Source organism: Flavobacterium sp. DSR3-2 (genome assembly GCF_049896525.1).
In the GTDB taxonomy this organism is placed as follows: Bacteria; Bacteroidota; Bacteroidia; order Flavobacteriales; family Flavobacteriaceae; genus Flavobacterium.
This window is the reverse complement of record NZ_JAFCUM010000010.1, coordinates 61010-74716: the sequence shown is the minus strand read 5'-3', so window position 1 is coordinate 74716 and position 13707 is coordinate 61010. Positions and strand designations below refer to the sequence as shown.

The window sequence follows — 13707 nt, the reverse complement described above, 5'->3', positions numbered from 1 at the left end:
AAGAAGTTTAATCGTTTAATTGTTTATTCGTTTATTTGACAAGAATGAACGAATAAACAATAAACGAGTTTAAACGATTAAACCAAAGAATATGAAATTAAGAGCCGAAAATCTAATCAAAACCTATAAAGGACGCAGTGTTGTGAAAGGCATTTCGGTAGAAGTGAATCAAGGTGAAATCGTAGGTCTTTTAGGGCCAAATGGTGCAGGAAAAACAACTTCTTTCTATATGATTGTGGGATTGGTAAAACCCAATTCAGGAAATATATTTTTGGACGATTTGAACATCACTGACTACCCGATGTACAAAAGAGCACAACAGGGAATTGGATATTTGGCACAAGAAGCTTCAGTTTTTAGAAAATTAAGCATTGAAGACAATATACTGAGCGTTTTACAATTGACTAAACTATCCAAAGTGGAACAAGAAGCGAAAATGGAAAGCTTAATTGACGAGTTTAGTTTGGAACACATTCGTACTAACAGAGGCGATTTACTTTCCGGTGGAGAACGTCGTCGCACTGAAATTGCACGTTGTTTGGCCACCGACCCAAAATTCATCCTGTTAGACGAACCTTTCGCAGGTGTTGACCCTGTTGCCGTAGAAGACATTCAGAGAATTGTAGCACAGCTAAAAAATAAAAATATCGGTATTCTGATTACGGATCACAACGTACAAGAAACGCTGGCTATTACGGATAAAACTTACCTGATGTTTGAAGGCGGAATTCTGAAAGCAGGTATTCCGGAAGAATTAGTCGAAGATGAAATGGTGCGTAGGGTATATCTTGGACAAAATTTCGAATTGAGAAAGAAGAAATTGGAGTTTTAAAAACAGTGGTCAGTGGTCAGTCTTAAATACAGTGGTCACCTGAAGAAAGTGGTCAGTGGTCAGTGTTTATTTTTAGAAACAGTAACTACGAAATTCCAAAACTTATTAGCGTACTAGAAGTCCTTTTCATTAGCCATCAAAATCTTTCCCAAAAGAAGAAATGTATTCTTAAACAGACCAAATCAGAGGTTTCTTTAGAAGTGTCCTCGCTGATTTTGCAGAAGCCTACAGAAAAAGAGTTTATCCCAAACATTTTCAAAGCAAATTACCTGATTCCGATGCTGAAAACTCAGCAACATAAGTATGGCTGAAATTTGCAGTGAAGTGTAATTATATCAATGACAATACTCATAATTAGTTATTAAATGAAAGAAAATCAGTTGGTAAACTAATCAATTACCTGATCTTAGATCCTCAAAAATTCGGCATAAATATTTAAAAGTTTAGCCTTATTACTAAATCAACGTTCACTTTATCCTGGCAGCTAAATACTGAGCACTGAGCACTAAAATTTACTCCAGCGTAATAAACTGCAATTGCTGCAAATCTCCATTGTAAATATTAACATCTACTTTCCCTTTAATTCCTGGAACCGATGCTTTTTCTGTAAATTGCCAAAACAACCAGTCTTCATCAATTTCCTCCCTGTAAAAATTATAATTAGCGATCCAAAAAAGATAATCGCTGAACTCTTCTTTTAAAAAATCATCATAATAACGCTCACCTGTATAGATAATTGGCTTAACACCGTAATGGGATTCTACAGCATGCAACCAGCGCTTCAAGCCTAATTTAAGATTGACAATCGACTGATTTTTAGGCAATTTTTCAATGTCCAAAACAGGAGGTAAATCTCCTTTGTGAAGGGTAACCGTTTTTATAAAAAGCGCAGCTTGCTCCAGCGAATTTTCATTTGGGCGATAGTAATGATAGGCTCCCCGAATCATTTTATTTTCTTTGGCGCCAAGCCAATTCCTATCAAACTGACGGTCTTTTCTGTCTTTCCCAACCGTGGCACGGATGAAAACATAATGCAATGGATATTTTTTTTCTAAAGTATCAACGTAAGACCATCGGATTTTGCCTTGATATTCCGAAACATCAATACCAATACTTTTCCCTTCATGTTTTTCTAAAACATGATAATTTCGAACATCTGAAATGCGTTGGGCTTCTCTCTCAGCCTTAATAATTTTATCCGACTTAAAACCAAAATAATAGGCTAAACCGTTTCGATAATGAAAACCAATTCCGGCGAGCAATACCACAAAAAAAGTAATAATAGCATAGCGTAGCAACTTTCCGGAGAAAACAGCTGCTTTCTTTTTTGGTTTACGAATTACATTAGTTTTTCTTCGAACGGTTTGTTTTCTCATTCAAAAACTACTTTTTAAGCACTTTATTATTTACAACCGATAACAATACATAAAATAGTATTAACAATGGAATTCCTAAATAGCGAAAGAAAACTAGCAATAAAAGAGCACAAGTTAAAAAGATGATTTGAAGTGAATTTTCTTTGAAACTGAACTTCTTGACTTTCAAAGAAAATAACGGAATTTCTGCATTAAGCATGTAAGCACTTACGAGCGTTACCACCAATAGAAACCATAGATTGGTCAATAGCTCAACAATGAATATAGAATCCGTATATCGTAAAACTAAAGGAAGACTTAAAATAAATAGTGCATTGGCAGGTGTTGGCAAACCAATGAAAGATTCCGTTTGACGGGTATCAATATTAAAATTAGCCAAACGGTAGCAAGATCCCAATGTAATGATAAAACCTAAATATGGGAAAAACTGCAAATGACCAGCCGCTGCGGTAGACGAATGACTAATCATCATTTGAAACATTACCAAACCCGGAACCACACCGCTGGTAACCATATCAGCCAAAGAATCCAATTGCAATCCCAGCGGACTGGAAACGTTGAACAATCGGGCAAAAAAACCATCAAAAAAATCCAAAAATATACCCAGACAAACAAAATAAAAAGCCATTTCAAAATCTTGGTTGAAAGCAAATACCAATGCGATACAGCCGCAAAAAAGATTCAGAAGCGTAATTAAATTCGGAATATGCTTTTTAATAGTCATGATAATACAGTTTAAGGAATCAAAGTCGCAAATTTAGCATAATAAGTCAATGATAAGTACGTTTTTCAGTAGAGATTTTTTAACAGCAAAAGACAACATCAGTTGTTTTGATCATGATTATTCTATTGTCAAATTTATTATGTTAAATAAGCAACCACAGGAAAAAATTCTATTTAAAAAAAATCAGCGAAAATCAGCTTCATCCGTTTCATCCGCGTGCCACTTTAAAATGTAGCAACACTCCTTTAAAATTAAACCGTGCGGCCAACACAGTAAATTAAACAGCAAAATGAAATAACCTGAGTAAAAAATTATATTTTTGATAAAAATTAAACGGACATTTCGTTTGTAAAAATGACACCCTTGAAAAAAAACTTTTTAGCAGCAATCCTTCTGATAAGTACCCTGATGCACAGTCAGGTTGTTAGGAAATACTCGAATGAGTTCATGAATATCGGCGTGGATGCGGCGGCATTAGGTATGTCAAATACTGTCGTGGCTTCAACCAATGATGTCAATTCAGGATATTGGAATCCTGCTGGTCTCATCCGTCTGCAAGACCATCAGGTGTCTTTAATGCACGCAAATTATTTTGCGAACATCGCCCAATACGATTACTTGGCCTATGCCAGTCCAATAGACGACCGCAGCGCTTGGGGAATTTCATTAATCCGTTTTGGGGTAGATGACATTTTGAATACTACAGAACTAATCGACAGCCAAGGCAATATTGACTACAACCGAATCAGTTTGTTTTCAACTGCTGATTATGGCTTCACTTTTTCTTATGCGCGAAAATTACCGGTTCCCGGATTTCAGTATGGCGTGAATGCGAAAATCATCCGACGCATTATTGGGAAATTTGCCAGTTCTTGGGGATTTGGTTTTGACGTTGGATTACAATTCGAAAAAAACGACTGGCAATATGGACTGATGCTTCGCGATATTACTACTACTTATAATATTTGGAATATTGACGAGGACGAGTATCAGAAAATTGCAAATGCGATACCCGGAGAAAATCAGGAATTACCGGAAAGTACCGAGATTACGGCTCCAAAAGCACAACTAGGAATTGCCAAAAAATTTATTATCCGGTATGATTACAGCATTCAGGCTGCAGCCAATGTGAACATGCGCTTTGCCAGAACCAATGACGTAATTGCAACTGATTTTGTGAGTATCGACCCGGCTTTGGGACTGGAATTTGGATATACTGATTTAGTTTTTGTTCGTGCCGGAGTGGGGAATTTTCAGAATGTACAGCAATTGGATAGTACAGAAAAAGTAGGTTTCCAACCCAATATCGGTTTGGGATTTAAATACAAAGGCATCCAGATTGATTATGCGCTGACTGATTTAGGCAATCAAAGTGCTACCTTATATTCGAATATTTTTTCGGTAAAAGTAGATTTGGGAATGTTTAGAAATTAATTTAGAAGAACACTTAAAATTAAATAGCAACATTGAATTTGAAACAGTTTTTTCGAACTTCATACCAAGTTGCAAAAACCCGTTTCAATTACAAACGTTTCTGGTTTACCAAAAAACTTTATGCGCCTTTTTTCTTTCCTTAAACCCGTTAGGTGTAATTCAAGTTTCTTTTTAACGCATAGAAACATAGTTTTTATGTATTTCTATTAAAACGTTTCACTTTATTTTAGTAAAACATAGCTTTGTTACCCAAGAATTGGGCTATCCTGCTCTTTTTTTCTATGAATCTATGTGTTTAATTTAAATTCTTCTCGGCGTTCTTAATTTTAAATAATTGCACCCAACGGGTTTTCTTTAAGTATCTTTGGAAGACAAATTAATTCAATGGAATAGGAAATCATTTCAATCTGTGCCATCCGTAATCCATATTTTAACATTCCCTTAAATGCATCCATCTTCTTTCAAAAAAATAGTATTACTCCTATTCTTATTTCTAACGGTACATTTTAGTTTCGGACAAAACATTCAATTATCAAAAAACACACACGTCAGCGTAATCACTTGTGGAACAGGTAATGAATCCTATTCGCTTTTTGGACACACGGCAATTCGAGTAAAGGATACAACCAACGCCATTGATGTAGTGTATAATTATGGCGCTTTTGACTTCAATACGCCAAATTTCGTGATGAAATTCATAAAAGGAAACTTGCAATATTTTGCTGTAGCACACTCCTATCCTGATTTTATCAATCAATATCAGTATGAAAAAAGATCCGTTTATGAGCAGGAACTGAATATCCCTCTTAATTTAAAACAAAAACTATTTGACAACCTGAATACCTCTTTGGCTTCCGGTGAAAGTCATTATACCTATAAATTTATCGACAAAAATTGCACCTCGATGGTGGTTGACATCATCAATAAAACATTGGACACTGTTGCCATTGTAAAAAATACCGATACTGATATCACGTACAGAACCATATTATACCCGTATTTTGACGGTCATTTTTATGAAAAATTAGGAACCAGTATTATTTTTGGTAAAAAAGTAGATCAATTAGGAAGCAAAATATTTCTCCCTTTTGAATTGCAGAAAAGCCTGAAAAAAGTTTCTTTTCAAAACCAACCATTGGCAAAGCAAAACAAAACCATAATCGAATTCAAAAATGAAGTTCCTATGTCTTGGTGGAATAATCCCTACACGTATTTTATACTGCTTAGTTTCATCGCTTTTATAAACAAGAAAAGCATCGATTTGTTCTACCTCAGCATCATGGCTATACTTGGAATATTCTTTGCGTTTGTTGGGTTTTATTCGTTACATCCGGAATTAGGATACAACTACAATATTCTACTTTTCAACCCATCATTATTAGGATTACTTTATTTTTATTGGACAAAAAACAAAAAGGGAATTTATAATTTGGCGCTGTTCAATATACTATCATTAGTAGTTTATTTCTTTTTTATAATCAACAAAGCACATTTGGTGTTAGTATTACCATCGGTAGTTTGCAGCGGAGTTGTTTTAGTGAGAATGGCTATTCAAAATAAGAAACGCATTCCTATCATTATCTAAGCAACCGTTTTAATACTTTTAGTAAAATTCCTCTTAACAATCAGTATTCAACTGCTAATTCGCTAATTTTTTTTAATGTATGAATTCGTGTACTTCATGACTGAAATAATTATTTTGTAGTCTGTACAAATAGTCCTAAAATAAATCACCATTTTGAATTTAATTCGTTTAAATCCGTGGCGAAAAAGCAACAATATTGAACTCCAAAATAAATAATAATAATAATAATAATAATAATGACAGTAATAGCTACTGGCCCCTATAAAACAACACAGTAGTTATTGTTTTAAAAGCAATGTTCAAATCCAGATAAATACTGCGGTGCTTGATGTAATACAGGTCATATTGCAGCTTGATTAAACTATCATCAATGGTTTCCCCGTACGAATAATTGACTTGCGCCCAACCGGTAAGACCCGGTTTAATGATGTGTCTGGTCTCATAAAAAGGCATTATTTCAGCAATTTCTTTTACAAAAACAGGACGTTCCGGACGCGGACCAATAACAGCCATGTCACCTTTTAAAATATTAATAAACTGAGGAAATTCATCCATTCTGGTTTTACGTAAAAATTTTCCAAACATTGTCACTCTGGAATCATTTGTAGCGGTAAAAACAGCACCATTAGATTCGGCATTTTTTACCATCGTGCGGAATTTCAAAATTTTAAAAACAGCCCCGTCTTTGCCCACACGCTCTTGCGAATAAAATAGACCTCCCCTATTCCCGATAACATTTCCCACCAGTATCAATGGAAACAAAAACGCACCTATAATAAGACCGGACAAAGAAATGGCAATCTCAAAAATACGCATGGTCAATCGGTATAATTTATTTTGATTGCTTCGACTGAAGGGGAAAAAGCGATAAAAATCGCGAGACATATACTGTACTGGAATACGTTGCGTTTTACTTTCGTAAACCTGGGTGTATTCTCGAATAATATTTCCAGACTCTAATAAATGCAGCAATTGCTGGTACAACTCAGGAGTGATCCCCTCCGTTTTTTGGGAAGCAATGACAATTTCAGAAATCCCATTTTCTTTAACAAAAGAAAACAAATGATCTCTTTTGATGTGTTGTACATAATGGTATTCCTCCATTTCCTCTTCATTGGCATCCGTATTAACAAAACCAATTATTTTATAATGCGGATCAATATTTTCTAGTCCTAAAATGAGCTCTTGGACCTGTTCCTGATCACAAATTAATATGGCTTTTTGAAAAAATCGATTGGAGGCTAAAAAAGCAACATACATCATGCGCCAGATAAACAATGCCAGAAAAATGACCAGAAAAAACAATAGAATTTGGAGTCGGTTGGAAGGCAATTGCGGGGAAAAAAAGGGTGTCATCAAATACACTAAAACGGTGGTCGAAACGGTAATAAGAGTACTTTTCAATACCTGATATTGGTTGCTGGCCACCTGAAGATTGTACATTTCAAAAATAGTACCAAATACATTAATGTAAATTGCCAAAACGATAGCCCAATAATAATTTGTGGCAGATATCGTAAAATAATCAAAAGCAAATACGTTTCCAGTAACGTACAAAGCCGTCAAAACGAACAGAACATCAAAAAGCCGAAGAATCATCTTTCGCTCTGATATTTCAAAATGCATTTTGTCAAATGAAAACATTTGTGTATTGGGGTTTTGACGCAATTTAGTGCTTTTGTACCAAATTAAAATTATGATATATTAATTTTTTTAACAAAACCCATTTTTTAACTTAATAAATTTTTTAATTGCAGAAAATTGACAATGAAATGTTACAAAAAATCAGTCAAAATGCATAAAAATAAGGTTTACAAATATTAACCGGTGTAATCTTTTATCCAAAAAAATAATTTAAAATTTATAACGTATCATTTAAAAAGTTAGTTATGAATTTTCGACGACCTTTAGGGCTGGGGTAAAACGAAAATTAAAACAAATCCTATTTTCTTTTTCCTTCCCCAACGCTAAAGTGAGGAAAAAAGAAACACAACGATATCCTAATTCAAGAACGTCCATAATTCTCGGCTCCCTTTAGGACTGGGGTAAAACGAAAACATTCAGCAATCACAATAATTATTGGCTCTATTTAGGATTAGGATAAAATGAAAACATTTAGCAAGTATTTCTTCATTCTATATTCACTTTCATCTATATTTTCTACTCTCCTTCTACAATACTCTTTTTCTTGGGAAATCCCAACTGCACATTCAACAGAGATAAAGAATACACAAAAGCAGGTGCAGCGGTACGCATGGCAGCGTGATTAATCGTCAAAAACCAAAAAGCAACAAAACACAACAAAAACATATTGAACTTATTCTCTAAATACAAAACCAGCGGCGTAAAAAACAAAAGCAACAATGCTATTATACCCATAGAGCCATGTTCCGCTAACATCCGCGTAATTTCGTCATGCGATAACACTTTAATTCCAGTTTCCTCCTCACGAACTTCAGCCCCTTTTCCAACTCCTACCCCAAAAATAGGATTTTTTAAAAACGTATTTATCTCGTTTTGGGCTATATCCTCCCTACCGGTAAACTGACTCTGTTTAGTCTTTCCTGCGGCATCTTGATTAGAATACCGTTTGTCAATAAGACCGCCTGTTTGAAATGAGGTATAGGACCATGTTGCGATCATGACTCCTATTAATAAAACAATAATATAATTTAACTTAACCCTTCCGCCAAAATTAGATTTAAAATACAAAAATACAAGTAACAAAACGATCATTAGGAAACCCGTTATCATTCCGCCTCTGGAGAACGTAAGTATTCCACGGTAGGTGATATTTAAGGCAATGATCAAATTGAGAATCACTTGAAATTTTGTTTTAGAATCCAATATTACTCTGGAAAAAAAAATAAACATTCCCAAACCTAAAATCGTGGCCACCTGATTGGGTCCATACCCCCCGGAAGTTTGAAAATTAGATTCGGTTCCGGTAACAACATCCTGAACATTAGGAGTATAAAAAGTGAGGTACACCATACAAGTGATAATAGGCAATCCCATACTCAACAAGACACTGTTGATTTCTGCTAAAGCAATTTTACGCCGGAACGTATACAAAGAAGCGAGCCCCAAACAAACGGGACCGGAAATATTAAACGCAATGGCCTTCCGAATATTAGTATCAAAATTCAATGTGAAAGTCGAAATAATGACACTTGGAACCAACAACAACAGAAAAATCCAATAGGGCACTGCACCTTTAGAAAAACCACTGTAATACATCCCAATCAAAATAAAGACCATCACCCCATACTTAGAAATCTCATAAAGTGGATTACCACCGGTCATCCTTAAAAAAACTTCACTTCCTACAACATACGCCGCGGCAATCAACGCTTCGTTATTTCTATTCTGTTTTTTTATTATGTAATAAACCCCGTAAATAAAAATCGAATACCCATAAATCTTTGCTGTAAAAGGCAACAAAAAGCCCAATGCACCAACCACCACATGGAAAAGAATTAAATAAAGATAGGACTGATCCTCTTTTTTCATTTGTAACTATTTTGCAACCAATTTAAATACTGTGCGATAACGGCTGTTTCTGAATTATGATCCCCTACCGTACGGTAAAAGGCTTGACCAAACTCCAACTGCAACAATTCATTTTCGATTAATACCACCAAAGCCTTATAAAATAAGGACTCCTGTTGTGCCGCAATAAGAAAACCGTTTTTGCCGTGTGAAACTAAAGAGGCTATCTCTCCTACTGCAGTAACCACTACTGGTTTTTGATACCATCCATACTCCAAAAGTGCCACGGGTAGTCCCTCTGATTGTGACGTGAGAATCCCTACAGTCGATTGCTCCAATATATGGGCTATATCATTTTTGCTACCGTAAAGAAACACATTTTTTTCTAAATCAAATGCTACAATTAGATCCTTAATTTTCTGGGAATAATCATCATTAAAATCTTTACCAACCAAGTGAAAGGTCCACTCGGGATGGGATAATTTCAATTTACACGCAACGTCCAATAATAAAAAATGATTTTTTTGCAATCTCAAATTAGCCAGACAGACAATCCGCTTTCCGGGAATTCCCTCCAAAAAGGTCTCTGATGTACTGTTATTTTCTTCTGATGGAAAATTAGGCAAGAAAATGGTATTATTAAAATTTAATTTTTGCTCCGCCCAAACTTTCAATTTTTGGTTAACAGCAACAATACCACTAAAAAATGGAGCTGTAATTCGTAAAGCACCCAAAGGTCTTTTATATAGAAATTCACTATCCCCATAATGATCATGCCAGACTAAGTGCAAAGTGGGACAACTTAATTTTAATAAAAAAGCTATAAAAAATGAGGTGCTATGCGCATGAACCACAGCTACACGATGCTGTTTCACAAACTTTCTCAGCCTGTAAACGGCTTCAAAGTCAACCACACTTTTTTTATTCAAAAACAAATACGAAACGGAGTTACCTACTTCAACTTTCAAAGGTCCTTCCTTACGGGTAACCACCAATCCCGAAAACTCGATTGTTTCGGCTAATGCATTAGCATAACTGACTGCCATACGCTCTGCACCGCCCGCATCAAGTGAATCGATAATTTGAACAATCCTTATTGTATCCGTACTTTGTTTCATTTTGCATCTTTAATAATTCCGCTGCATCTCCTCAAACTTTAAACAATTAACCCTCCTTAAACAATTAAACAGTTAATCCTGTTCAAACAATCAAACCCTCAATCGCCTGCTCAAAAACCTCCAGCGTATAACTCCTCGACCAGTCCGAGGCTTTAATTCGTTTACGGTCAAAATCCGTTTGATCCTGCAAAACAGCTTCTATCAATCGACTATCATGCTCTAAATCCATTTTCAGCAAAAGCCCTCTTTTCCCATAATCCAGCATAAAAGGCACACACGAAACAGAAGTGGCAACAGGAACACAACCCCAAAACATCCCCTCGGCAATCACTTTGGGCCACCCTTCACTTTCAGAAGGCAACACTATAAAATGACTGTCCTGATAGGCTTTTTGTACGATTGCTTTGGATTGATTTCCTTCTAAAGTAATAATGTACTCTAGCTGATGGACTGCAATATAATCCTCCAAAACTTCCCGTTCTACTCCTTCACCATACATGCGCAAACGCACGGCATACCCTTTTTGATGCAATCTTTCAATCAACTGAATGGCATAAAGCGGCTGTTTTCCTTTGACTAAAGTACCCACAAAAACAAAATCTAATACGCCTTGTAACACTTTTGGTGGTAGAGCCATTTTTTCGTTTTCCGAATACGTAGCGGTGAAAAATGGTTTAATATTTCGGGAACTTCCCTCCCATTCCCCATACACTAAAACCTGCGTATTTCGCGTCAAAAAAGTGTTGCTTAATATCCATTTTTGCAATTTGTACGTCCAAGGCTGTTTTGATTTAGGATCCCAATTCCCGGCATATTTAGCCGTTTTGGGAGTATTGGGAAATAAAATTTGAACTAAACAACCCAATAAACCGATATTTCCTGGACAACGCAAATGAATATGATCGGCGTTATTCATACCAACAAAAATTTGCCCGCAAATCCCCGGAATTTTTAAAAAAGCATTAAAGAGGCTTTTAAAGTTCAGTATATCAAAATTAGCAATAGCATTATATTTGATATTAGGATGATTATAAGCGCAGTCGATAGTAGTCTTATCTGTTGATGCCAGTGGTGCTACTATCAAAATCTCTGTTAGATAGTTTCCCCAAACATTCATTTCACGAACATAGGGAGCATACGCATAATATTTGTTCTCTTCTTTTATGTGAGGAACATGAGTGATAATAACAAACTTCATAAAACAAGTTCAGAAAAAATATTACAATACATATTGATACTAAATTTATCTAAAAACGTAGCTCTTGCCTCCCTGCTCATCTGCTCTTGAGCATCGAAATTGCTTTCAACTCTACCAAATAATAAAACCATCGATGCAATATTAGAATCAAATTTAAAACATTCTTTCCCGTCTATTAAATAATCAGCCAGTCCTGTGGTATTCGAAATTAACAGAGGGGTCTGATTCATCATTGATTCCAAACCAACAGTAGGCAAATTATCAAATTTTGATGGAATTACTGTGAAATGGCTCTCGTTCAAATAATCATCAATACTACTATATTCCAATGCTCCCTTATACTCTATACCTAAAATATTCCTAACCAATTCGTTAATTTTTACTCCTTGGCTTCCAGTTCCTGCAATTCTCAAAATAATTTTTGAATTTACAACCCTCTCCTTGTATTCTTTATAAGCTTCAATTAAATCAATCACTCCTTTTGAAGGATCCAATCTGCCCAAATACGATAAAATAATAATATTTTTTGGGAGGGCTTTATTATTTTCAAATCGATCCACCATGGGATTCAAGACTACAGATCCTTTATGGATACCATGAAATAAGGCCAAATCCTTTTTAGCCAATTCAGAGGGACATACAAATACATCACAGAACAAGTTGTAAAAAACTTTTTTTCTGAAAAATAGTATTTTTTGCTTCAATGTGACTTTTTTTAGATCTGTCAAAAGTTGATCCGTCAAGGTATGATAATAATCAAAAGTTTTTACTGTTCCAAAAGACAACAATTTTGAGCCTAAAATAGTAATATTGCTTCCAACAAAATGGCCAATTATCACATCCGGTTTGTATTTAACATGTATTTTACAATACCATAAAAAATCTTGTAAAGAAGTAGGTCTTTTTATTGTAGGCCAGGAAAAAACAACAATTTTTCCTGCACCTTTTAAGACAATCTTTTTTTCTAGCAAGTAGGGTTGATGAGAAATAAAAACAACCTGATGTCCTAATTCAGCCAGATAGTTTGCCAAATGATAACTCATAGCCGAAAAAGAGACCTCACTATAATTATGGGCTATTAATATTGTTTTCATTAATTTATACCTGTTATGCTTTTGTTGCTTCTAAATAAATAGTAGAACCATTATAACTATTATATAAAGATTTTAAAAAATCAATATAAAATTTTTTGCTTTTTACTTCAAGATAAGGAAATCTCTTAACCGTAGCCTTACATTTAGCAAAGTGATTAATTTCAAAAATAGAGGTGATATTTTCTTTAGTAAAAAAATTCAAATGAACTGGTGGTTTATCTTGAAATATGGCGTCTTTGTCCCTTTTTGAATAATTATAAATCTTATTATAATTTGGAGTAGAAAGAATAACTTTTCCGTTTTTATTTAATTTTTTATAAGCCAACTCCAGAAATAATTTTAAGTCCTGTAAGTGCTCTATTACCTCCCATAGCATAATTACATCAAAAGATTCTCCTATAGTATTAATAACGGTAAAATCATCGTTAATGGTATTAAGTTTTAAAAATTGAGATTTTTTGTACGATTCTTTATCAATTTCAATTCCTAAATATTTAATCTTTTCATTTTCATTGCGAATATAGGAACCAATTAGACCGATACCACTTCCTATTTCGAGAACAGATTCACATTTCCCATTGAGAACATGTTTTTTTAAAAGCCTTGAACGATGATATCCAACTTTAATTTTTTTATTTTTTAAAAGCATGGCGTACTCCACTATGGCGTGGTTCCGATAAATTGCATTGTCTTTATTATATAATTCATCGTAAACTGCAATAAATTGATCTTGAGAATAAATTGTTAAACAAAAAATTAGTTTACATTTTTTGCATTGTCCTAAATTATAGGTTTTATTAATCAATTTATATTCGCTCTGACAAATTTTACATTCTTTGTATTCCATAGTGTTT

The 13707-nt window shown here is 34.6% G+C and carries 11 protein-coding genes; 3 read left to right on the top strand and 8 right to left on the bottom strand.

Translation table 11 applies throughout. The features are described 5' to 3' along the window. Window positions 1-91: 91 nt before the first annotated feature. On the top strand, window positions 92-832 hold the full coding sequence (gene lptB, locus ACP7AV_RS12290) for an LPS export ABC transporter ATP-binding protein (protein ID WP_426064956.1): 741 nt from the start codon (window positions 92-94) through the stop codon (window positions 830-832). Between the two features lie 512 nt (window positions 833-1344). On the opposite strand, the gene ACP7AV_RS12285 is transcribed toward lptB, so the two are convergent. Then, window positions 1345-2208, bottom strand: coding sequence for a glycoside hydrolase family 25 protein (locus tag ACP7AV_RS12285; protein ID WP_426092202.1), 864 nt, complete (start codon window positions 2206-2208; stop codon window positions 1345-1347). A 7-nt stretch (window positions 2209-2215) separates the two neighbouring features. Beyond that, on the bottom strand, window positions 2216-2932 hold the full coding sequence (locus tag ACP7AV_RS12280; protein WP_426092201.1) for a CDP-alcohol phosphatidyltransferase family protein: 717 nt from the start codon (window positions 2930-2932) through the stop codon (window positions 2216-2218). Between the two features lie 447 nt (window positions 2933-3379). On the opposite strand from ACP7AV_RS12280, the gene ACP7AV_RS12275 reads away from it, so the two are divergent. Together ACP7AV_RS12275 and ACP7AV_RS12270 are read left to right on the top strand one after the other, a co-directional pair. Further along, window positions 3380-4366: a PorV/PorQ family protein gene (locus ACP7AV_RS12275; protein WP_426092252.1), complete on the top strand. Its 987-nt coding sequence runs from the start codon at window positions 3380-3382 to the stop codon at window positions 4364-4366. Between the two features lie 445 nt (window positions 4367-4811). Beyond that, window positions 4812-5951: a DUF4105 domain-containing protein gene (locus ACP7AV_RS12270; RefSeq protein ID WP_426092200.1), complete on the top strand. Its 1140-nt coding sequence runs from the start codon at window positions 4812-4814 to the stop codon at window positions 5949-5951. A gap of 249 nt (window positions 5952-6200) precedes the next feature. Here the strand turns inward: ACP7AV_RS12270 and ACP7AV_RS12265 are convergent, their stop codons facing one another. The 6 genes from ACP7AV_RS12265 to ACP7AV_RS12240 form a co-directional block, all read right to left on the bottom strand. Further along, complete coding sequence (locus ACP7AV_RS12265; protein ID WP_426092199.1) at window positions 6201-7595, bottom strand: sugar transferase; 1395 nt, start codon at window positions 7593-7595, stop codon at window positions 6201-6203. Window positions 7596-8111: 516 nt separating this feature from the next. Then, entirely contained in the window at window positions 8112-9464 is a 1353-nt protein-coding gene (locus ACP7AV_RS12260; RefSeq protein ID WP_426092198.1) for an O-antigen ligase family protein, read from the bottom strand. Continuing rightward, complete coding sequence (locus ACP7AV_RS12255; RefSeq protein ID WP_426092197.1) at window positions 9461-10561, bottom strand: glycosyltransferase; 1101 nt, start codon at window positions 10559-10561, stop codon at window positions 9461-9463. Before ACP7AV_RS12255 ends, ACP7AV_RS12260 begins: the two co-directional genes overlap by 4 nt. An 82-nt stretch (window positions 10562-10643) precedes the next feature. Beyond that, a complete protein-coding gene (locus tag ACP7AV_RS12250) occupies window positions 10644-11759 on the bottom strand; it encodes a glycosyltransferase (protein ID WP_426092196.1) in 1116 nt (371 codons plus the stop codon). Further along, window positions 11756-12853, bottom strand: coding sequence for a glycosyltransferase family 4 protein (locus tag ACP7AV_RS12245; protein ID WP_426092194.1), 1098 nt, complete (start codon window positions 12851-12853; stop codon window positions 11756-11758). The genes ACP7AV_RS12250 and ACP7AV_RS12245 overlap by 4 nt, the downstream gene beginning before the upstream one ends. A 13-nt stretch (window positions 12854-12866) precedes the next feature. Then, window positions 12867-13700: a class I SAM-dependent methyltransferase gene (locus ACP7AV_RS12240; protein WP_426092193.1), complete on the bottom strand. Its 834-nt coding sequence runs from the start codon at window positions 13698-13700 to the stop codon at window positions 12867-12869. Window positions 13701-13707 lie beyond the last annotated feature (7 nt).